18 protein-coding genes and 2 pseudogenes are annotated in these 21,398 nt (G+C 72.5%); 9 read left to right on the forward strand and 11 right to left on the reverse strand.

Annotation, left to right across the window (positions count from 1 at the left end):
* Positions 1 to 8 precede the first annotated feature (8 nt).
* The 4 genes and pseudogenes from ACFXB5_RS14220 to ACFXB5_RS14235 all read left to right on the forward strand — a co-directional run.
* A pseudogene (locus ACFXB5_RS14220) lies at positions 9 to 361 on the forward strand (alpha-mannosidase); the annotation flags it as partial.
* A 15-nt stretch (positions 362 to 376) separates the two neighbouring features.
* Positions 377 to 976, forward strand: coding sequence for an ROK family protein (locus ACFXB5_RS14225; RefSeq protein ID WP_385206933.1), 600 nt, complete (start codon positions 377 to 379; stop codon positions 974 to 976).
* Between the two features lie 260 nt (positions 977 to 1,236).
* A pseudogene (locus ACFXB5_RS14230) lies at positions 1,237 to 1,980 on the forward strand (ThuA domain-containing protein); the annotation flags it as partial.
* A 29-nt stretch (positions 1,981 to 2,009) separates the two neighbouring features.
* Positions 2,010 to 4,397 (forward strand): glycoside hydrolase N-terminal domain-containing protein, encoded by a 2,388-nt coding sequence (locus tag ACFXB5_RS14235; RefSeq protein ID WP_385206936.1) that lies wholly within the window; start codon positions 2,010 to 2,012, stop codon positions 4,395 to 4,397.
* Between the two features lie 52 nt (positions 4,398 to 4,449).
* On the opposite strand, the gene ACFXB5_RS14240 is transcribed toward ACFXB5_RS14235, so the two are convergent.
* From ACFXB5_RS14240 to ACFXB5_RS14275, 8 genes are all read right to left on the reverse strand, one after another.
* The gene (locus ACFXB5_RS14240; RefSeq protein ID WP_385206830.1) at positions 4,450 to 5,148 is read right to left on the reverse strand and encodes an HAD family hydrolase; all 699 of its coding nucleotides are present in this window, start codon (positions 5,146 to 5,148) and stop codon (positions 4,450 to 4,452) included.
* A 5-nt stretch (positions 5,149 to 5,153) separates the two neighbouring features.
* Positions 5,154 to 6,257: an FAD-dependent oxidoreductase gene (locus ACFXB5_RS14245; RefSeq protein ID WP_385206832.1), complete on the reverse strand. Its 1,104-nt coding sequence runs from the start codon at positions 6,255 to 6,257 to the stop codon at positions 5,154 to 5,156.
* 81 nt (positions 6,258 to 6,338) lie between these two features.
* Positions 6,339 to 7,145: an acetoacetate decarboxylase family protein gene (locus ACFXB5_RS14250; protein WP_385206835.1), complete on the reverse strand. Its 807-nt coding sequence runs from the start codon at positions 7,143 to 7,145 to the stop codon at positions 6,339 to 6,341.
* 48 nt (positions 7,146 to 7,193) lie between these two features.
* Positions 7,194 to 8,555: a pyridoxal phosphate-dependent decarboxylase family protein gene (locus ACFXB5_RS14255; protein WP_385206837.1), complete on the reverse strand. Its 1,362-nt coding sequence runs from the start codon at positions 8,553 to 8,555 to the stop codon at positions 7,194 to 7,196.
* A 70-nt stretch (positions 8,556 to 8,625) separates the two neighbouring features.
* Complete coding sequence (locus ACFXB5_RS14260; RefSeq protein WP_385206840.1) at positions 8,626 to 9,474, reverse strand: fumarylacetoacetate hydrolase family protein; 849 nt, start codon at positions 9,472 to 9,474, stop codon at positions 8,626 to 8,628.
* 11 nt (positions 9,475 to 9,485) lie between these two features.
* Complete coding sequence (locus ACFXB5_RS14265; protein ID WP_385206843.1) at positions 9,486 to 10,424, reverse strand: 3,4-dihydroxyphenylacetate 2,3-dioxygenase; 939 nt, start codon at positions 10,422 to 10,424, stop codon at positions 9,486 to 9,488.
* Entirely contained in the window at positions 10,417 to 11,928 is a 1,512-nt protein-coding gene (locus ACFXB5_RS14270) for an aldehyde dehydrogenase (RefSeq protein WP_385206846.1), read from the reverse strand. Before ACFXB5_RS14270 ends, ACFXB5_RS14265 begins: the two co-directional genes overlap by 8 nt.
* A gap of 119 nt (positions 11,929 to 12,047) precedes the next feature.
* On the reverse strand, positions 12,048 to 12,623 hold the full coding sequence (locus ACFXB5_RS14275) for a MarR family winged helix-turn-helix transcriptional regulator (RefSeq protein WP_201850642.1): 576 nt from the start codon (positions 12,621 to 12,623) through the stop codon (positions 12,048 to 12,050).
* A 326-nt stretch (positions 12,624 to 12,949) separates the two neighbouring features.
* Here ACFXB5_RS14275 and ACFXB5_RS14280 point away from each other — a divergent pair, with 326 nt between their 5' ends.
* Positions 12,950 to 14,305, forward strand: coding sequence for a glutamine synthetase family protein (locus ACFXB5_RS14280; RefSeq protein ID WP_385206849.1), 1,356 nt, complete (start codon positions 12,950 to 12,952; stop codon positions 14,303 to 14,305).
* A gap of 48 nt (positions 14,306 to 14,353) precedes the next feature.
* Here the strand turns inward: ACFXB5_RS14280 and ACFXB5_RS14285 are convergent, their stop codons facing one another.
* Complete coding sequence (locus ACFXB5_RS14285; RefSeq protein ID WP_385206851.1) at positions 14,354 to 14,773, reverse strand: cupin domain-containing protein; 420 nt, start codon at positions 14,771 to 14,773, stop codon at positions 14,354 to 14,356.
* Positions 14,774 to 14,856: 83 nt separating this feature from the next.
* Positions 14,857 to 15,834, reverse strand: coding sequence for an aldo/keto reductase (locus ACFXB5_RS14290; protein ID WP_385206854.1), 978 nt, complete (start codon positions 15,832 to 15,834; stop codon positions 14,857 to 14,859).
* A gap of 259 nt (positions 15,835 to 16,093) precedes the next feature.
* On the opposite strand from ACFXB5_RS14290, the gene ACFXB5_RS14295 reads away from it, so the two are divergent.
* The gene (locus ACFXB5_RS14295) at positions 16,094 to 16,981 is read left to right on the forward strand and encodes a helix-turn-helix transcriptional regulator (protein WP_385206857.1); all 888 of its coding nucleotides are present in this window, start codon (positions 16,094 to 16,096) and stop codon (positions 16,979 to 16,981) included.
* 43 nt (positions 16,982 to 17,024) lie between these two features.
* Here ACFXB5_RS14295 and ACFXB5_RS14300 read toward each other — a convergent pair whose 3' ends face one another.
* Complete coding sequence (locus ACFXB5_RS14300; protein WP_385206859.1) at positions 17,025 to 17,966, reverse strand: LysR substrate-binding domain-containing protein; 942 nt, start codon at positions 17,964 to 17,966, stop codon at positions 17,025 to 17,027.
* Positions 17,967 to 18,064: 98 nt separating this feature from the next.
* On the opposite strand from ACFXB5_RS14300, the gene ACFXB5_RS14305 reads away from it, so the two are divergent.
* The 3 genes from ACFXB5_RS14305 (at position 18,065) to ACFXB5_RS14315 (ending at position 21,255) form a co-directional block, all read left to right on the forward strand.
* A complete protein-coding gene (locus ACFXB5_RS14305) occupies positions 18,065 to 19,378 on the forward strand; it encodes an aspartate aminotransferase family protein (RefSeq protein WP_385206862.1) in 1,314 nt (437 codons plus the stop codon).
* Positions 19,379 to 19,516: 138 nt separating this feature from the next.
* Positions 19,517 to 20,443, forward strand: coding sequence for an ABC transporter ATP-binding protein (locus tag ACFXB5_RS14310; protein ID WP_385206939.1), 927 nt, complete (start codon positions 19,517 to 19,519; stop codon positions 20,441 to 20,443).
* Complete coding sequence (locus tag ACFXB5_RS14315) at positions 20,440 to 21,255, forward strand: ABC transporter permease (protein ID WP_385206865.1); 816 nt, start codon at positions 20,440 to 20,442, stop codon at positions 21,253 to 21,255. The genes ACFXB5_RS14310 and ACFXB5_RS14315 overlap by 4 nt, the downstream gene beginning before the upstream one ends.
* Positions 21,256 to 21,398: the final 143 nt, after the last annotated feature.

Here is a 21,398-nt window from a genome sequence, read left to right on the forward strand (position 1 = left end):
GGCGGTGTCACGACGTCAGCCGCCGCACCCGCGAGGACGGCGGAACCACCACCCTCCGGCTCCCCCTGCTGCGCGGCCCCCACAGCCCCGACCCCCACGCGGACCGGGGCCGGCACCGCTTCCGCTACGCGCTGTGCCCCGGCGCCGACATGGCGACGCCGTGACCGGGGGGTACGCCTTCAGCCTCCCGCTGCGCCCGGCCGCCACCCGGCTCGCCGGACCGCCGCTGGTCGCGGTGGGCGATCCGGGCGTCGTGGTGGAGGCGGTCAAGCTCGCCGACGACCGCTCCGGCGATGTCGTGGTCCGGTTCTACGAGTCGCGAGGGGGCAGGGTCCGTACCACCCTCGCCGCCGGGTTCGCCCGCGCCCGTGACTTCGTGTACTTGTACCTGGGCACCGGGGTCGGCGCCGGGCTGTTCCTCAACGGCGATATCCACCGCGGGGTCAGCGCCAACGCCGGGGAGTTCGGCCAGCTGTGCGCCGTCGCCCTGGAACGGGTGGGCGCGGACGGCAGACCGGAGATCCTGCCCGAATGCAATCCGCCGGTGTCCGTCCCCGGCACGGCCGCCCGGCTCGGCTTGGCCCTCGGCCCGCGCGCCGCTCACGATCCGCGCGAGGCGCACCGGGTGGTGAGCGCGGCGGCGGGGGCCGGTGACCCGGTGGCCGAGAAGGCCATGCGCCACGTCGCCGGGGCCATCGGCAGGGGAGCGCTGTCCCTGGTGGACCTGCTGGACATCGATCTGATCGTGCTCGGCGGGGCGTTCTTCACCGACGGGGGTCGCCGACCTCTACACGGACGAGATCTCCCGTGTCGTCAACGACTTCCCGACCGCCAGACGACTGCGCCGCGTCGATGTCGAACGGTCCGTGCTCAGCCGCGAGGCCGCCGCCGTCGGCGCCGCGTCGACCATCTTCCACGCCACGTTCACCACGCGGCTGGCGGGCCGTCCCGCACCCACGAGGCGGTGAACGGATGACCGGGCACAGGATTTTGTCAACGGGCTTTGCAAAGTGGGGCCGACTCGGTACGGTCCCCTTACGCTCAGCGGACGCGGCCCATCCCCTCACGGAGGCTCGCATCCGTGCGGAGCCCCAGGCGCGACGGCGCGCGCTGTGCCCAACCCCCTTTGAGAATCACACTTCTCCCCGGAGGTTCCCCGTGCACAGGAAACGTCCCGACCTGCCCACCCCCGGCCTCGACCTGCCCGCCCCCGGCCCCGCCCGGCGCCGCTCCGTGATGAAGGCCGCGACCGGCGCCGTCCTGATCACCGCGGCGAACGCGCCCGCGTGGGCCGCGCCCGTCCGCAGACGGCCGAAGGCGGGCCGGGTGCTGGTGTTCTCCAAGACGGCGGGCTTCCGTCACGACTCCATCCCCGACGGCATCGCCGCCATCCGGCAACTGGGCACCCAGGCCGGGTTCGCCGTCGACGCCACCGAGGACGCCGCCGCCTTCACCCCCGGCAACCTCGCCCGCTACGCCGCCGTGGTCTTCCTGTCCACGACCGGCGACGTCCTCGACACGGGCCGGCAGACGGCCTTCGAGGGTTACATCGCGGCGGGCGGCGGCTACGCGGGGGTGCACGCCGCCGCCGACACCGAGTACGACTGGCCGTTCTACGGCGGCCTGTGCGGTGCCTGGTTCCAGTCCCACCCGGCGATCCAGCAGGCCACGGTGAAGGTCGAGGACCACGCCCACCCGGCGACGGCCCACCTCGGAAACACCTGGGTCCGCACCGACGAGTGGTACAACTACCGCACCAATCCCCGTGGTACGCCCACTGTGCACGTGCTGGCCTCGCTGGACGAGTCCTCGTACAGCGGCGGCGCCATGAACGGCGATCATCCCATCAGCTGGTACCAGGCGTACAAGGGCGGCCGGGCCTTCTACACCGGCCTGGGCCACACCAAGGAGTCCTACGCCGAGCCCGCCTTCCGGCAGCACCTCCTCGGCGGCATCACCTACGCCATGGGCGTGGCCAAGTGACCCCTGACGTCCCGCGCCGGCGGTTCATGGCCCTCGCCGCCACGACCACCACGGGCCTCGCGGCCACCGGCCTGCCCGCCGGGTCCGCCCACGCCGCGCGGCACGGCGGCCATCAGGCGGCGGACCGGCCGCTGGCACTGTGGTACCGCGCGCCCGCCGCCGACTGGCTGAGCGCCCTGCCGCTGGGCAACGGGCGGCTCGGCGCGATGGTGTTCGGGGGCACCGAGACCGAGCGGCTGCAGCTCAACGCGGACACCCTCTGGGCGGGCGGGCCGCACGAATACGACAACCACAAGGGGCTGGCCGCCCTGCCCCGCATTCGGCAGCTCGTCTTCGACGGCAAGTGGCCCGAGGCCGAGACGCTGATCAACTCCGACTTCCTCGGCGTGCCCGGTGGCCAGGCCCAGTACCAGACCGTCGGCAACCTGCTCCTGAGGCTGCCGACGGGCGGCACGGTGTCCGGCTACCGGCGGGAGCTGGACCTGGACTCGGCGATCGCCACCACCACCTGCACCCGCGACGGTGTGACGTACACCCGCGAGGCGTTCGCCAGCGCTCCCGACCGTGTCATCGTCGTCCGGCTGTCCGCCTCGAAGAAGGGCGCCCTGTCCTTCGACGCCACGTTCGACAGCCCGCTGCACACCTCCCTGTCCTCGCCCGACCCGCTCACCGCCGCGCTCGACGGGACCGGAGACGCCACGGGCGGGGTGGACGGCGCGGTGGGATTCCGCGCGCTTGTGCGGGTGCTCGCCGAGGGCGGCACCACCACCAGCGCGGGCGGGACCGTCACCGTCCGGGGCGCCGACGCCGCCACCGTCCTGGTGGCCATCGGCACCACCTATGTGAACTGGGAGAACGCCCATGGCGACGCGGCGGGCCGGGCGGCGGGGGACCTCAACCCGGCGGCGAACCGCCCGTACGGCCAGCTGCGCGGCCGCCATGTCGAGGACCACCGCGCGCTGTTCCGCCGTACCGCGCTGGACGTGGGCACCAGCGACGCCGCGGCCCTGCCCACCGACGAGCGCGTCGCCCGCTTCGCCTCCGGCGGCGATCCGCAACTGGTCGAGCTGCACTTCCAGTACGGCCGCTATCTGCTCATCGCCGCGTCCCGCCCCGGCACCCAGCCGGCCAATCTCCAGGGCATCTGGAACGATCTGACGAGCCCGCCCTGGGGCTCGAAGTACACCATCAACATCTATACGGAGATGAACTACTGGCCGGCCGCCCCCGCCAACCTCCTGGAGTGCTGGGAGCCGGTCTTCGCCCTGCTCGACGAGCTGGCCGTCGCCGGGCGGTCCACGGCGCGCACCCAGTACGGCGCGGACGGCTGGGTCACCCACCACAACACCGACGCCTGGCGCGGCACGGCGCCCGTCGACGGAGCCTTCTGGGGCATGTGGCCGATGGGCGGCGCATGGCTGTCCATGGCCATCTGGGAGCACTACCGGTACACCCGCGACACGGCGAAACTGCGGGCGCGCTACCCCGTCCTCAAGGGCGCCGCCCAGTTCTTCCTCGACGCGCTGGTGACCGACCCGACCACGGGCGCGCTGGTCACCTGCCCCTCCGTCTCCCCCGAGAACGCCCACCACGGCGGGGGCGGCGGTTCGCTGTGTGCCGGGCCGACGATGGACATGCAACTGCTGCGCGACCTGTTCGGCGCCGTGGCCTCGGCCGCCGACCTCCTCGGTGTCGACGCCGCCTTCCGGGACCAGGTGCTCGCCGCGCGCGGACGGCTCGCCCCCATGAAGGTCGGCGCGCGGGGCCAGCTCCAGGAGTGGCAGCAGGACTGGGACGCGGGCGCCCCCGAGCAGCAGCACCGCCATGTCTCCCATCTGTACGGGCTGCATCCGAGCAACCAGATCAGCCGGACGCGCACCCCGGACCTCTTCACCGCGGCGCGCACCACCCTCGTACAGCGCGGTGACGCGGGGACCGGATGGTCGCTCGCCTGGAAGATCAACTTTTGGGCGCGGCTCCAGGAGGGGGAGCGCTCCTACAAGCTGCTCACCGATCTGCTCACCCCCGAGCGCACCGCCCCCAACCTCTTCGACCTGCATCCGCCGTTCCAGATCGACGGCAACTTCGGCGCCTGCGCCGGAGTGACCGAATGGCTGCTGCAGAGCCAGCACGACGAACTGCACCTGCTGCCGGCCCTCCCGCCGAATCTGCCGGACGGCAGCGTGCGGGGCCTGCTGGCGCGGGGCGGATTCGAGGTGGACGTCAGCTGGCGGGGCGGAGCGCTGAGCGAGGCGCGGCTGGCGGCCCGGGCCGGTGGGCCGACCCGGCTGCGTACGGCGAAGGCCGTGCGGGTGACCTCCGGGGACGCACCAGTCGCCACCACCCGGCCGGAGCCGGGGGTCACGGCCTTCACCGCGAACGCGGGCGCCACCTATGTGGTCCGTCCCGCTTGAGCGTGGGCTCGGCTGCCGGTGGCCGACTTCCAGGCGTCGAAGCGGACGCCCATCAGCCGACTCCGCGCAGCAGGGCGGGCAGGTCGGCCACCGAGTCCAGCACATGGGTCGCCCCGGCCGCCCGGAACGCCTCGTCGCCGTGGGCCCCGGTGCGCACCCCGGCGACCAGCCCCGCCCCGGCCCGTACGCCGCTGAGCATGTCGTAGGAGGTGTCGCCGACGACGGCGACCTGGGCCATCTCCTCGGCGGCCTTGGTCCGCAGGAACGCCTCCAGCACCATGTCCGGGTACGGCCGCCCCCGCCCGCCCGCGTCGGCGGGGCACAGGGTGAGCGGCACCAGACCGCGCCAGCCGAGCGCGTCCAGGATGGCGTCCTGGGTGACACGGGCGAAGCCGGTGGTGAGCACGACGGTGCGGCCGTCGGCGGCGAGTTCCCCGACGGCCTCGCGGGCGCCGGGCACGGGGGCGATCAGACCGCCGTCGACGAGTTCGCCGTACGTCCGCTCGAAGGCGGCGTTGGCGCGCCGGGCCAGATCCTCGGCGCCGAACAGATGGCGGAAGACGGAGATCTTGGACTCGCCCATGGTGGCGCGCACATAGGCCAGCTTCTCGGCGTGGTCGGGGGTGCCGGGCTCGACACCCAGCTCACCGGCGGCGGCGTCGAAGGCGCGCTCGACCAGGCCGCCGTCGGCGACGGTGGTACCGGCCATGTCGAGGGCCACGAGGCGGATGCCGGGGGTGGGGGCGGTCATGTGTGTCACCAGCCCAATTCGTTCGCGGTGGTTTCGGCTATCGCGGGCGAGCAGGTCATACCGCGCCCGCCGGGCCCGGTGACCAGCCAGACCCCGTCGCGCACTCGCTGGCGGTGCACGACCCGGCGGGTGTCGGCGCACTGCGCGTACACCCCGGCCCAGCGGCGCCGGACCTTCGGCAGCGGGCGGCCGAGGAGGGACTCCACGACACCGGTGAGGTGGTCGTAGGGGTCCTCGAGGGTGTCGAAGGCGAAGGGGTGCTCGTACTCGTGGGTGTCGCCGATGGTCAGCCCGCCATCGGCGCGCTGCACCATCAGCAGCTGCATGCGGTGCTCCGCCGCCGTAGCGGCCTGCGGCTGCCGCCCGTTCAGCTCGTCCAGGGCGGGGGAGGCGTACGCCGGGTAGTAGCGGAAGCTGTCGGAGTCGGCGACCGAGGTGGTCAGCGGCTCGACGAGCGGGTCGGTCTGCATCATCTGGAGCCGGACGCGCCGTACGGGCAGGTCAGGACCGGCCAGCTCGCGCACCAGACCGCCCAGCCAGGCGCCGGTGCACAGCACGACGGCGTCACCGGTGTGCACCTCGCCGTGGTCGTCGCGGACGGCCCGCTCGCCGATCACCTCCCGGACCTCGCGGCCGGGCAGAAAGGTGTACCGGGGGGACTTCCGCAGCTCGGCGCGCAGGGCGACCTGGGCGGTGCGCGGCTCGACGGCCGCGTCCCGCTCGCAGTACAGAGCGGCGTCGAACTCCCCGCGCAGGGCGGGGTTGAGAGCCCGTGCCTCGTCCGGGGTCAGCAGCTTGTGGCCACGCGCGGCGGCGTCCGCGCGGGCCACGGCGGCCTCGGCGACGGCCAGCTCCAGCCCGCCGCGGATCGGGGTCAGGGAACCGTTCGGGCGGAAGCCCAGCGCCGGATTGAGGTCCCCCGCCGCCCGGCCCGCCGCGTCGCCATGGGCGTTCTCCCAGTTCACATAGGTGGTGCCGATGGCCACCAGGACGGTGGCCGCGTCGGCGTTCGGTTGCGCCTTCACGGCGTAGTACTTGGGCACCCGGCCGTGCTCCGGGATGCCGGAGCGGACGGGGGCGCCGGGGGCCTGGTCGTTCGGGTAGTCCACGCGGAGATCGTCGCAGACGGGGGCGCGGGCCCCGGGGGTTCCCCCAAGGCTGATGTGGGAGATCCGGCCTTCCGTGTGCCGCTACCGGGCCCCGGAGGTGCCGGACTCCAGCAGCCGGCCGCCGTCCCAGACCACGCCGACCTGGCGGTAGTACGCGGCGATCGGCTCGCGGACCTCCAGCCGGGCCAGCTCCTCGGTGGGGGAGTCGAACAGCTGCAGTTCGGCGTCGCCGACCCACGGCTGACCGCCCTCGAAGGAGGCGGCGCCGGACTCGATCAGCTCGTCGAGGGCGAGGCCCTTACCGTTCTCGATCGACGGCAGCCAGCGGTGGTGGGCCATCGGGTGGCCGTTGACGAAGCCACCGGTCCCGGAGGGCTCGCGCAGGGTCACCACGGCCTGGGCGAGGCGCCGGTCGGCCGCGGCGAGGGTCGCGCCGAACCGGGCGCCGGCCTCGACGCGCGGGGCGGGCCCGTACGGGTGGGGGCGGGTCTGGTGGATGGAGCCGAGCTTCTTCGGATAGCCCTGGTGGAGGCCACGGGCGATCGCGAAGTCCTTGTCGACCCAGATGTAGACACAGCGGGAGTACGTGCGGCCCCGGTACGCACAGCGGACGACCGCGAAGGTCTCCTTGTACTGGGAGAGCACCGGATCCAGCAGCTCCCGTCCACCCGCCGCGCAGGACTGCCAGTCGGCCCAGATCAGCGCGACCGCCCCCGGGTCCTCCTCGGCGGGCTCCAGCGGCTCGGGCAGGAGTTCGCGCACCCGCGCGGGGTCGGTGCGGTACTCGATGGTGAGCAGATCGCCGGAGTAGTGCCACGGCGGGGCGGGGATGAGGGACGCGGCGCCGGTGGCGGTCTTGGGCGGGAAATAGCCTCGGACGCTGGTCATGCCGTCACGCTCCTGACGCGGATGGGATGAGGGGCTCAGGGGCGGCCGTCACGCACGCGCGAGCCGCTCCAGACGCTCGTGGAGCTGGTCGACATAGCCCTCGGACTCCGGCTTCATCAGCACACTCCGCAGGACGCGGGCCCCGTCGGCGTCCCGGACGAGCTTCGGATGGAGGGCCGTGAGGCGATCGGCGCCGACGCGGAGCGTGCTCACGAAAACGGGGTCGCTGTCCGTCATCCCCTCCCGGAGGACGCGGTTGCTGGCCGCGTCGATCTGCGACAGCGTGGCGGCCTCGGTCACCGGGAAGTAGCTGACGATGTCCAGCTCCGGGGCCTGGTACAGCTCCAGGTGCTGCGAACCCTCGATCAGTTCGGCCCAGCGCAGCGCCGCCCGCCGGCCCGCCGCGAGCGACTGCCCCAACCCCTCCCGCGTGGGCGGTATCAGCTGGAACGTGAGCCACAGCGCGGCGGCCGCCGCGCCCGCGCGGGAACACTCCAGGCTGATCTCCCCGAGGTGCAGCTCCTCGGAGGTGAAGTAGGTGTACGGCGAGTCATGCAGATAGAACCGGCCCACCGAGGGATCGCGGAACAGGACGGCGCCGCAGCCGTACGGCTGGAGGCCGTGCTTGTGCGGGTCCACGACGATGGAGTCGGCCTCGGCGATGGCCCGCCACGGCTCCTCGGGCAGGCCCTCCGGGCCCGGCGCCCCGGCCAGCAGGGTGAAGAAGCCACCGTAGGCGGCGTCGACGTGGACGCGGACGCCGTAGCGCTCGCGCAGCGCCAGCGCCTCATGGACCGGCTCGACGGCTCCGAGCCCGGTGGTGCCCGCGGTGAGCACGACGGTGCCGACGCGGCCGGTCCGCAGGACCCGCTCCAGCGCGTCGAGATCGATCCGGCCGAGGTCGTCCACCGGGACCGGATGGCCCTCCACCCCCAGGACGCCGCACATCCGGCCGTGGGTGTAGTGGGCCTCGGTGCTGTAGGCGACGCCCTTGCCGGGGTGCAGTTCGCGTGCCACGAAGAGCGCCTCGAGGTTGGCGATGGTGCCGCTGGTGGTCAGGTGGCCGAGGTGGGTGTCGTAGCCGAACATCGTGGCGAGCTGCTGGACGGCCTCCCGCTCCATCTCGGCGGTGGCCGGACCGCCGTCCAGAGCGTGGTTGTTGGGATTGATCAGCATCGCCGTGAGGTAGCCCACGACGGCCGCCGGATGCGGCGGCTTGAGCATCTGGCCCGCGTAACGGGGGTGGAAGAAGGGGTAGTTGTCCTTGAGCCGCTCGGTGAAGGCCTCGAACGCGGCGGCGAACCGGGCGTCGTCGACCGCCAGCGCCGGATGGCCCTGGTAGGGGCCGAAGCTCTTCACCCAGTCGGCGTTCGACGCCACGGCCGTGGCGAGCCAGGCATTCAGATCCATGTGGTCCACTCCTTGGTCGGGCCGGAGGTCTTGTTCAGGGCTGCTGGTGCGGTCAGGGCTGCTGGTGCGGTCAGGGCCGCTTGGGCGGGCGGATGCCGCGGAACTCCCAGTCTCCGCCCAGGGCGGTGGACAGGACTTCCTCCGACTCGGTGGGCTGCGCTCCGACATCGCCGCGGATCGGGGTCGGTCCGGTGACGATGTGGTTGGTGAGCCGCCCCAGGCCCGCCACCTCCACCTCGACGACGTCGCCGGGCCGTACGGGGCGGGAGTTGGCGGGGGTCCCGGAGAGCAGCACATCACCGGGGTGGAGGGTGATGGTGCGGGCGATGTCGGCGACGAGATAGTGCATGTCCCACTCCATCTCGTCGGTGGACCCGTCCTGCGCCAGCCGGCCGTTGACATAGGTGCGCAGATACTTGCCGCGGAAGTCCCAGTCGGTGACCAGCCCCGGCCCCAGCGGGCACAGGGTGTCGGACCCCTTCACACGGAGCATCGAACCGGCGTCGGTGTCCCGGAAGTCGTGCAGCCCGTAGTCGTTGGCGATGGTGTAACCGGCGATGTGCTCCGCCGCCCGGTGGGGCGCGATGTTCCGTGTGGTCTTCCCGATGACGATCGCCACCTCGCCCTCGTAGTTGAGCCACTTGCAGCCCTCGGGGCGGACGACGGCGCCCCGGTGGGAGTTGAGGGCCGAGGTCGGTTTGTGGAAGTAGGTGGGGGCGGTGGGGAGTCGGACCTGGAACTCGGCGACGCGGCTGCGGTGGTTGAGGTGGACGGCGATCACCTTGGAGGGGACCACGGGAGGCAGGTGGTGTGCCTCGTGGATCGCGACGCGGCGGCCGTCGCCGGTGACGAGTTCATCGCCCTCACGGAGGGTCTCCACGACGGCGCCGTCGAGGAGGACGCGTCGGTACTCGGGCATATCGGCTCTCCTCAGACGGGGCTGGGCGGAGTGGTGGCGGAGGTGGCGGACGTGGCCGGGCCGGTGCCGGTCCAGCCGTCGGCCGGGCGGTCGAACCAGAGGTGGGCCTGGCCGGTGCCGACGGAGTTCTCGTACGCACCGTACTGGCGGGCCGGGGCCACGCACCCCCGCTCGCCGAGGGCGCCGGCCATCATCAGATAGTGGAAGAACTTCGCCTCGGGCTGGTGGGTCCAGAATTCGTCCATGGTGTCGACGACCTTGTCGTGGCGGCCCTCCTTGAGCCAGCCGATGCGCTCCTCGTCGGCCGCCCTCGCCTGCGGGGTGAAGACATGGCGCGGGTCGCTGGCCTCGTGGTCCCGGATCTCGCGCAGTGGCCAGAAGGTGTGCGAGAGGGCACCGGAGGCGATCAGGAGCACGCGGCGGCCGGGCGTGGCGGCGATGCCGTCGGCGAGCGCCCGGCCCAGCCGGAAGTGGTCCTCCATATCGCCGGTCTGGCACACCCCGATCGTCATCCACCGCTTGCCGGGCAGCCCCTCGCCCAGGAACTTCCAGAGGTTGACGGTGGCGTAGTGGATCGGCAGGAAGGGGTCGTCGATCGGAGTGATGAAGGTGCCGTGTGCCTCGGCGAACCGGGCGACGGCGTGGGCGAGTTCGGGGTCGCCGGGGAAGTCGTACGGCATCCGGCACATGCCCCGCGGCAGCTCGTCGGAGGTGAACAGCCCCGCCCGCCGCGAGTGGGCCGTCACGACGAACTCGACCGTGGTGGCCCAGTGGGAGTCCAGGACGACGACGGTGTCGTAGCCATCGCGCCCGAAGACGTCCTCGCGGAGCTGCCGGAGGCCGGTGACCAGGGTGATCTCCTTGCCCTCGTTGAGCTCGCGCCGGGTTTCCCCGGGGAGCACGATGGTGGGGACATGGGCGAGCAGCCCCGCCCCGACGATCTCACCCATGGTCGCTGAATCCCTTCGGGGCGGTCACGCGGTTCTTCAGATCGCAGTAGAAGTCGAAGCTCCAGGTGCCGCCCTCACGGCCGACGCCGGAGAGCCGGGAGCCGCCGAAGGGCGCCCGCAGATCGCGTACGAAGAAGCAGTTGACCCAGACCGTGCCCGCCACCAGCCGGGCGGTGACGCGTTCGGCGCGCCGGTGGTCGCCGGTGGCCACGGTGGCGGCCAGCCCGTAGCGGGTGTCGTTCGCGAGATGGATCGCCTGCGCCTCGTCCGCGAAGGTCTGCAGCGTCAGCACCGGGCCGAAGACCTCCTCCTGCACGATCTCCGAGTCCTGGGCGACGTCGGTGAGGAGGGTGGGCCGGTAGTACAGGCCCCCGAGCCGGCTGTGGGAGCCGCCGCCGAAGATCACGCGGGCACCGGCCGTGATCGCCCGCCGTACGAAACCGTCGACCCGCTCGAGCTGGCGGGGGTGGATGGTGGGCCCGATGTCGGTGGCCTCCTCGCGCGGATCGCCCTGCGTCAGCCGGGAGGCTCTGCGCATGAAGTGGTCGGTGAACTCGTCCGCGATCGACTCCTCGACGAGGAGGCGGGTGGCGGCCAGACACACCTGTCCGGCGTTGTCGAACTGCTCCACGGCCAGCTCGACGGCCAGCTCCAGATCCGCGTCGGCGAAGACCAACAGCGGTGACTTGCCGCCGAGTTCCAGGCTCAGCGGGGTCAGGTTCCGAGCGGCCGAGGCGGCGATGCGCCGGGCGGTCGGCACCGAGCCGGTGAAGCTGATCCGGCGGACGTCCGGGTGGGAGGTGAGATCGTCGCCGACCTCGGAGCCGTAGCCCTGGACCACGTTGAGGACACCCGGCGGCAGCCCCGCCTCGGCGGCGATGTCCGCCAGCAGCGAGGCGGTCAGCGGGGACCACTCCGCGGGCTTGAGGACCACCGTGTTCCCGGCGGCCAGGGCCGGGGCGACCTTCCAGGTGGCCAGCATCAGCGGGGCGTTCCACGGCGTGATCAGCACACAGGGGCCCGCGGGGTCCCAGCTGACGTGGTTGGTGTGGCCGGGGTCGGTGGGGCCGCCGGTGTGCGTCGTGAGGTCCTCGTGGCCCAGGGACAGCAGCCAGTCCGCGAAGAAGCGGAAGTTGCGGGCGGCGCGCGGTATGACACCCCGGCGGTGCGAGCGCAGAAGCGCGCCGTTGTCGGTGGTCTCGACGATCGCCAGCTCCTCGAGGCGCTCCTCGACGCCGTCGGCGATGGCGTGGAGGACGCGGGCGCGCTCGGCCGGGGGAGTGGCGGCCCAGCCGGGGAAGGCGGCCTTGGCGGCGGCCACGGCGGCCTCGGCCTCGTCGGCGCCGCCGCGGGCGATCCGGGCGAGGGTGCTGCCGTCGATCGGCGAGACATCGGGGAAGGTGTCGGTGGACGCCACGCGCCGGCCGCCGATCCAGTGCCGGGTGTCGACGGCGACCCCGGCGATCCGCGCCTCGCTCACAGCTGTGTCCGGCCCTTGGGGCATGTCCCGGTCCTCCATTTTGTTTGGCCCCAAACAAGCTAAGGGTGCTACGGGGCCGGGTCAAGGTCGCCCCGGCGGCCGGGGCCCTGGGGGCGCTGCTCCGGGGAGGTGTCCGGGCGCGGTCACTGGCGCGAGCGGCGGCCCGAACGTCGCGGGGCGAGATCCCTTCCGTCGAGCAGCTGCCGTCGGCGCTCCTCGCCGTGCTCCTCCAGCTGCGCCACGATGGCGCGCAGCCCATTGGCGAGCCGCAGGCACTCCTCGGCGCTCAACGGGGTGGCGACGAACGCCTCTTCGGCGTTGAACGCGGGGAAGAGCCGCTCCATGAGCTCCTCGCCCTCGGGCGTGAGCGAGAGCAGCACGCGCCGTCCGTCCTCCGGATGGGGTGCGCGGGCCACGAGGTGACGCGATTCGAGGGTGCGCGCGATCCCGGTCAGCGTCCCCTTGGAGATGCCCGCCTCCTCCGCGACCGACCAGGTCTCGGCCTCGCCCCAGATCCACAGCACCCACAGCACCACGAAGCCGGTCCAGGTCAGATCGTGCGGGCGCAGCGCGGAGTTCTCCAGGTGCTGGCGGACGGCCGCGGCGGCGCGGTGGATATTGGCGATGGCCGCCATCTGTTCACGCTGCAACTCGAAGCCGCCCAGTCGTTCCTGGACTGCCTGTTCGGTCTCGGCGATGGATCGGCGGCGCCCGGGCACGGTGGATCCTCCTCGGCTTCGGGCGGCCTGGGCCGCCGGGTGATTCGTTCGCGCTCAAATGTAGCCCCGGGCGCGCCGGGTGCCGGGCGACGGTGGTGCCCGGGGCTGGGTGGCGGCGGTGCCCGGGGCCGGGTGGCGGCCACGTCCCGGCCCGCGGGCGGCCGCGTCCGGCCGTACCGCGGCAACCCTTGTGGACGGCCCGGCCGCCTCGTATCGTGTGGCCTCTCTCGTTTGGCATCAAATAATTCCGGCGCCCTCGGGCGGCCAGGACAGAGCACGGGGCCAGAACGGAGCACACCGTCCGGCCCACTTCCAGGGAGCGACCATTGAGCGCCGAGGCAGCCGACCGGGTCCACCGGAGGACCGAGGCGCTCGCGGCCGAGGGCATCGACGTCATACGCGTCGCCTATCCCGACATGATGGGCTCCGACCGCGGCCGGGACATCCTGCTGCACCACCTGCCCCACGCGGTCGGCCACGGGCTCGCCTTCAGCCGGGCCGTGTACCACACCGCGGCGCTGGGCGATCACTCGTACATCCCCGGCGGCCTCGAGGCCGGTATGCCGGACTTCCTCGTCCGCCCCGACCTGACCACGCTCGTCCCCCTGCCATGGGAACCGGGCGTGGCCTGGTGCATCGGCGACGTCCGGGACCCGGCCACCGGACTGCCCGTGCCCGAATCGCCACGGGACCTGTTGCGCCAGGTCATCGGCCGGCTGCTCGACGCGGATCTGACCGCGGTCGTGGGTCCGGAGCTGGAGTACGTCCTGCTCGACCCGGATCCGGACTCGCCCGTCGGCTGGCGGCGCTACGCCCCCGCCCCCGGCCACGTCTACACGACCGGCCGCGAGGGCGACCCGGACGGGCACCTCCCGCGCACCCTCCGGGCGTTGCACGCGCTCGGGCTCGACGTCAGTGGCGGCAACCGGGAGTTCGACAGCGGCCAGTTCGAGATCAACCTCAACCACTCCGAGGCGCTGGACGCGGCCGACCGGGCCTTTCGCTTCAAGGCCGCGGTCAAGGAACTCGCCCATGCGGAGGGCAGGTTGGCCACGTTCATGGCCAAGCCGTTCAACGACGGAGGCGGCTCGGGGTTCCATGTCCATCTGTCCCTCGTGGACGCGGACGGGCGCAACGTCTTCGACGCGCCCCGGGAGCCGTACGGGCTCTCCGCCTCGGCGCGCCACGCCCTGGCGGGAGTGCTCGCCCACGCCCCCGCGCTCTCCGCGCTGCTCAACCCCACCGTCAACTCGTACAAGCGCTTCGGCCCGGACACCACGGCCCCGTGGCTGGTCAACTGGGGCCTGGACAACCGCAACGCCCTGGTGCGCGTCCCGCCCGAGCGCGGTGTCGCCGCCCGCCTGGAGGCCCGCCTCGGCGACGCCACCGCCAACCCCTATCTCGCCATCGCCGGTCTGCTCGCCGCGGCCCACCTGGGCATCGCCGCCGCCGAGGAGCCCCCGGCGCCGATGACCGGCGAGGGCCGAGACAGGGGCACCGCCACCCTGCTGCCGACCGGCCTCGGTCGGGCCCTCGACGCACTGGAAGGCGACGACCAGCTCACCGATGCGCTCGGCAAGCCCTTCGTCGACGCCTTCCTCACCTTCAAGCGGGACGAACTGACCAGGTTCCAGCGGTACGTCACCGACTGGGAGTTCCGCGAGTACGCGCGGCTCATCTGAGGCGGTTCCGCCCCGCGAGCGGCTGTCGCGGTTCAGGGGTGGCACCGGTCAGTGGCCGCGGGTGCGCTCAGCGCCGTACTGCTCGTCGGTGACGTGCTCCAGCCAGATGGTCTCCGGCCGGTCGTCGTCGGGAGCGGTGCCGTCCCAGAGCGCCAGGTGCTGCATGAAACGGTCCTCGGTGGCGCCGTGCCAGTGCTCCTCGCCGGGCGGGCAGGCCACTGTCTTGCCGGGGTGGGCCTCGAAGACGGTGCCGTCGCGAGTGCCGATCAGCGCGATCCCGGCAACGACGTGGAGGGTCTGGCCGACGGCGTGGTGGTGCCAGGCGGTGCGGGCGCCCGGTGCGAAGCGCACCATGTTGGCGCGGATCCGGGAAGGCTCGGTGCCCGCCTGGATGACGTCGAACCACACGTCTCCGTTGAACCACTCCGCCGGGCCCTTGCCGGTGGCCCGCTGTTCCTTGAACTCCATTGCGCGCTGTTCCTCTCGTGTCTGCGGTGGCGGCTGCGCGCCGGTGGGCAGCTGTCCGTGCGGGACAGCCGCGCGGCGCGGCGTCAGCGTTCCAGCAGGCGCATGCCCGCCTCGGTGTGGGTGTCGCCGACGGCCGGCGGCAGACCGGCGAGCCGCTCCAGCTGTGCGGAGGTGAGCCGGATGCCATCGGCGGCCGTGTTCTCCTCCACCCGCGCCACGCGCTTGGTGCCGGGGATGGGGGCGATGTCGTCGCCCTGGGCGAGCAGCCAGGCCAGCGCGATCTGGGCGGGGGTGGCCCCCGCGTCGGCGGCGATGGCCTGGACCTCGTCGGCGATGGCCATGTTGCGCCGGAAGTTCTCCCCGGTGAAGCGCGGGTTGCCACGCCGGAAGTCACCCTCCTCGAACGCGGCCTCGTCCCGGACCGCGCCGGTCAGGAAGCCATGTCCGAGCGGGGAGAAGGGGACCAGGCCGATGCCCAGCTCGCGCAGCACGGGCAGGACCCGCTCCTCGAGCCCCCGCGTCCACAGCGAGTACTCGGACTGCACCGCGGTGACGGGGTGGACGGTGTGGGCGCGGCGGATCGTGTCCGGCCCGGCCTCGGACAGGCCGAAGTGCCGGACCTTGCCCTCGGCGATCAGCTCCGCGACGGCTCCGGCGGTCTCCTCGATGGGCGTGTCCGGGTCGACACGGTGCTGGTAGTACAGGTCGATGTGATCGGTGCCCAGCCGCTGCAGCGACCCTTCCACGGCCGCGCGGATGTTGGCCGGGGCGGAGTTCAGGTTCCACACCCCCGCCCCGCCGTGGTCGATCAGACCGAACTTGGTCGCCAGCACCACCTGGTCGCGGCGGCCCTTCAGGGCCTGGCCGAGGAGGTTCTCGTTGGTGTAGGGGCCGTAGATCTCGGCGGTGTCGATGAGGGTGACGCCCAGGTCCAGCGCCCGGTGGACGGTGCGGATGGACTCCGCGTCGTCGGTACCGGCGCCGGTCAGCCCGTGGGACATGCCCATCGCGCCGAGTCCGATCCGGGAGACCTCCAGGTCGCCCAGGTTGATGTACTTCACGTTCGATCGCTCCTTGTGGTGGTTCGCCCTTGTGGTGGTTCGCCCTCGTGGTGGGTTGCCCTTCGGGGCGGGTTGCTCTTCGGGGCGGGTGACGGCGTGGCCGTGCGGGTCCGGACCGGTCGCGGCCACGTGTCTTTCCAGCCTGCCGCCCCGCGGCCGCGTCAGGCAGGCCGCGCTGTGCGGGGGAGCGGCCAGCGGGGGTGTGACAGGGCCTCCCTCCGCGGGCGTGTCACGGTGGCGGCGGGGCGACACTGGCGTCATGGCACCCGAGCAGCACAGCGGCGGCGAGGAACTGGGGCGCTTCCTGCGCGCCCGCCGCACCCAGACCAGCCCGCGGACCGTGGGTCTCACCCCCGGGCCCGGTGTCCGGCGCACCCCCGGGTTGCGCCGCGAGGAGCTGGCCACCCTCGCCGGTGTCAGCATCGACTACTACACCCGCCTGGAGCGCGGTAAGGAGACCCGTCCCAGCCCCGCCGTGGTCGACTCCCTCGCCCGCGCCCTTCGTCTCGACGACGCCGAGCACCAGCATCTGCGCGAGCTGGCCGTCCGCGCCGCCCGCTACGCGCCGCAGCCCGCTCCCGCCCCCAGCCGCACCGTGCGCCCGCATCTGAAACTGCTGCTGGAGACCGTGCGGCCGAACCCCGCCTATGTCGTCAGCCGCGGTATGGACATCCTGGCCCACAACCCCGGCGGCCTCGCCCTCTACGCGGGCATCGCCGACTGGCCGGCCAAGCAGCGCAACCTCGCCCGCTACCTCTTTCTCCACCCCGCCGCGCGCGATCTCTTCCCCGACTGGGACAACCAGATCCGCGGCTGCGTCGCCCGGCTGCGCGCCCTGGCCGGAACCGACCCCGACGCCCCCGACCTCACCACCCTCGTCGGCGAGCTGCTGCTCAAGAGCCCCGACTTCGCCGGACTGTGGGAACGCTACGAAGTCACCGGCCGTACGATGGCCACCAAGACCTTCCAGCATCCGCAGACCGGCAGGATCACCCTCAGCTTCCAGGGCATGGCCCTCGAAGGCACCCCCGGCCACCGTCTGGGCGTCTACACCGCCGAACCCGGCACCCCCGACCACGACGCCGTCCTCCTGCTCGACATGGCCGCCACTCCCACCGAACCGAGCCCGTCCGAGCGGCATCGATAACCGGTCGAACCGGGCAGTCGCTCCGTCCCCGAGCGCCCGGCCGTCAGCGGTCCCGGGCGGGGTGCTGGTTCCGCTGGTTCGGGGCGGACAGGGCCGGGATCTCGGGGTGGTCGCGCAGGGCCGCCACGACCGCGTTCACCGCGGCGCGCTGCGTCGTGCCGCGCCGCACCGCGATGGTGATGTTGCGGTGCACCGGTGTGCTGAGCTCGCGGGTGGCGACGGCGTGGTCCGGGGTGATGGCGAGGGCGGGCAGCAGGGTGATCGACCGGCCCGACTCGACGTGTTGCAGCAGCATCAGATAGTTGCTGAACCGGCAGGCCACCCTGGGTTCGAACCCCGACTCGCGGCACAGCCGTACGGTCAGATCCGCCATGTACGACTGGGGTCGGTCACACGCCCAGGTCTCCTCCGCGCACGCCGCGAGGTTCACCGTCGTACGGCTGGTGAGCGGGTGGTCGCGCGGCAGCACCAGCACGATCGGGTCGGTTCCCAGCGGGATGATCTCGAGGTCCGCGCCCCACGAGAGGCCGACGTAGTCGGTGGTGGTGACGATGACGTCCGCCTCGCCCGAGCGGAGGGCCGGTCCGCCCTCGTGCGGATCCAGCTCGATCAGTTCGAGGTGCAGCCGCGGATGGGTGGTGGCCAGGCGGGTCGCCGCCGGGACCGCGAGGGTGTAGATCGCGCTCTGGAACGCCCCGAGCCGTACGGTGCCGATGGGCTCGTCGTTGAGGGCGTGCAGCTCGGCCTCGGCCTCCGCCATCTGGTCCAGGATCTCCCGGCCCCGGCGGGCCAGCAGCAGTCCGGCCGGGGTCAGCCGCACCTTCCGCCCGGTCCGCTCGATCAGCTTGCACCGGGTCTCGGTCTCCAGGACCGCCAGTTGCTGGGACACCGTCGACGCGCTCAGGTGCAGCGTCTCGGCCACCGCACGGACGGTGCCCAGGGTTTCCAGCAGGCTGAGCAGCCGCAGCCGACCCGAGTTGAGCATGGGTGCGATTCTACGGCCCAGCTGTCCGGTTCTGCCGAACAGAACGGTCGGATCTGTGCGATGGACACGCGCAGTGGCGCATCCCTAACGTCGTTCGTATGGATCCCGAGACAGCCGGTGGCGCCGTGGAGCGCCACCTCATCCGCTATTCCGGCCGAGCCGCGTTCACCCCCGAGGTCATCGCCCGCGCCGCGGGCACCTCGGTGTTCACCGAGAGCGGCCGCGAGCTGCTCGACTTCACCTCCGGCCAGATGAGTGCGATCCTCGGCCACTCCCATCCGGAGATCGTCGCCACGGTGCGCGAGCAGGTCGCCCACCTCGATCATCTGCACAGCGGCATGCTCAGCCGCCCGGTCATCGACCTCACCCGGCGGCTCGCCGAGACCCTGCCCGACCCCCTCGAGAAGGCGTTGCTGCTGACGACCGGGGCGGAGGCGAACGAGGCCGCGGTGCGGATGGCGAAACTCGTCACCGGCCGCCATGAGATCGTCTCGTTCGCCCGGTCCTGGCACGGCATGACCCAGGCCGCCGCGAACGCCACCTACAGCGCCGGGCGCAAGGGCTACGGACCCGCCGCACCGGGCAACTTCGCGCTTCCGGTACCGGACCGCTTCCACCCCGACATCGTCGACGCCGAGGGCGGGCTCGACTGGCGCCGCCAGCTCGACCTGGGCTTCGACCTCATCGACGCCCAGTCGGTCGGCAGTCTCGCCGCCTGCCTGGTCGAGCCGATCCTCAGCTCCGGCGGCGTCATCGAACTCCCGCCGGGCTATCTCGCCGCCCTGGCCCAGAAGTGCCGGGAGCGGGACATGCTGCTGATCCTCGACGAGGCGCAGACCGGGCTGTGCCGCACCGGCGACTGGTACGCCTTCGAGCATGACGGCGTCGTCCCGGACATCCTCACGCTGTCCAAGACGCTCGGCGCCGGGCTGCCGCTGGCCGCCGTGCTGACCAGCCCGGAGATCGAGCAGCAGGCGTACGACCGGGGGTTCCTGTTCTTCACCACCCATGCCAGCGACCCGCTGCCGGCGGCCGTCGGCAACACCGTCCTCGACGTGCTGGTCCGTGACCACCTCGACAAGCGTGCGCGCGAACTCGGCACGGCACTGCGCGGTCAGCTCGATGAGCTCGCCACCCGCCATGACGTCGTCGGAGACGTCCGCGGCCGCGGGCTGCTGCTGGGCATGGAGCTGGTCGGTGACCAGGTGCTGGGTGCCGGTGGCGCCGACCGGCTCGGCGCGGCCGTCACCCGGCGCTGCTTCGAGCTCGGGCTGCACATGAACATCGTCCAATTGCCCGGCATGGGCGGCACCTTCCGGATCGCGCCCCCGCTGACCGCGAGCGACGACGAGATCGCCCGCGGTGTCGCCATCCTCGACCAGTCGCTCACCGACGCCGTCCGCGGCCTCTGACGCCATGCCATGAGTCCGTCTGACGCCATGCCATGAGTACCGCCTGACGCCATCTCATGAGTCCGCATGACATCTGTCATGCGGACTCATGACACACCGCACTCCTCCCGGCCCCGCCGTGCCGGAAACCTGGAAGACATGGACACCGTCATCGAAACCGCCGACTTGCGGCGGCACTACAAGGGGTTCGAGGCCGTGCGCGGCGTCGATCTCACGGTCGCCCGTGGTGAGCTCTTCGCGCTCCTGGGGACCAACGGGGCCGGTAAGACCTCCACCCTCGAGGTCCTGGAGGGGCAGGCCACCCCCACCTCCGGGACGGTTCGGGTGCTGGGCAGCGACCCGTACCGCGACCGCGCCGCCGTCCGCCCCCGGATCGGGGTGATGCTCCAGGAGGGCGGCTTCCCGACCGAGCTCACGGTCACCGAGACCGCGCGCATGTGGGCGGGGTGCACCAGCGGCGCCCGCCCCGTGGCCGAGGCCCTGGAGCTGACCCGGCTGACCCAGCGGCGGGCGGTGCGGGTCAAGCAGCTCTCCGGTGGCGAGCGCCGCCGCCTCGATCTCGCCCTGGCCCTGCTGGGGCGGCCGGAGGTGCTGTTCCTGGACGAGCCGACGACCGGCCTGGACGCGCAGTCCCGCCACGAGACCTGGGAGCTGATCCGCGAGCTCAAGGAGCAGGGCACGACCGTGCTGCTCACCACCCACTACCTGGAGGAGGCGGAGCAGCTGGCCGACCGGCTGGCGATCATGCACGCCGGGCGGATCGCCACCTCGGGCCGGGTCGCCGACGTGGTCGCCGAGCGGCCCTCGCGGATGAGCTTCGAGCTGCCCCTGGACTACTTCCTCGGCGATCTGCCGCCGCTGGCACCGCTGGGGGTGACCAGGCAGGAGAACACCGGGCGGACGGTCCGGCTGGAGACCGCCGATCTCCAGCGCACGGCGACCGCGCTGCTGCTGTGGGCCCGGGACAAGGACGTGGCGCTGCGCGGGTTCGACGCCCGGTCGGCCACGCTGGAGGAGGCGTTCATGGAGATCGCGAAGGGCCTGGAGAGCGAGGGGGCACGATGACGACGTCAGCAGCCCGTACGGGACGCGCACACGTGGCCACGCCCACCCGGGTCACCGCCATGGACCGCCTGGCCGCCCTCGGCCGCGCCGAGCTGACGCTGCTGGTGCGCAGCAAGGCGTCCCTGGTCAGCGCGGTGATCCTGCCGAGCATCATGGCCTTCGCGATGCGCGGTGTGGTCAAGCAGCTGGACCTGGGCGGCACCGGCCTGTCGGTGGCCACCGTCATGCTGCCCGCCGCGCTGGCGATGGCGATGTTCTTCTCCGTCTACACGAACCTGGTCGGCGTGTATGTGCTGCGCCGCGAGACCCTCGTGCTGAAGCGGCTGCGCACCGGCGAGGTGCGCGACTGGGAGATCCTCGTCGGCAACGCCCTCCCGGCGTTCCTGCTGGCGGTCGTGCAGTCCGTGCTGCTGGCGGTCGGGATGACCGTGTTCCTGGACGCGGACGCGCCGGCCGCCCCGCATCTGGTGGTGTTCGGCCTGCTCATCGGCGTGGCCATGCTGGTGGCCTCGGGAGCGCTGACGGCCGCGTTCACCCGGACCGCGGAGAGCGCACAGCTGACGTTCCTGCCCTTCCTGCTGGTGACCATGGCCGTCTCCGGGGTCTACGCGCCGCGTGAGGTGATGCCGGACACGATGGCCGACATCGCCGCCTGGCTGCCGTTCTCGCCGGTGATGGACCTGCTGAGGGGCGGCTGGACGGGCGACCTGGACGGTGTGGACCAGCTTCGGGCGGCGCTCCTCGCGCTGGCCTGGACGGGCCTGGCAGTGCTCGGTGTGCGTCGGTGGTTCCGCTGGGGACCGCGGGGTTGAGGACGGCGGAGCCCGAGGTGATGGGATGAGGAGCATGAGCGGGACGATGAGTATGCGCGTGGATCACTGGGTGGAGCGGTTTGGGGCCCGGACGGGCCCGAGCGCTACCGCCGTTACACTCTCGCCACCGTCGCCTTCCTCGC

Source organism: Streptomyces sp. NPDC059455, assembly GCF_042750115.1.
GTDB lineage: Bacteria > Actinomycetota > Actinomycetes > Streptomycetales > Streptomycetaceae > Streptomyces > Streptomyces endocoffeicus.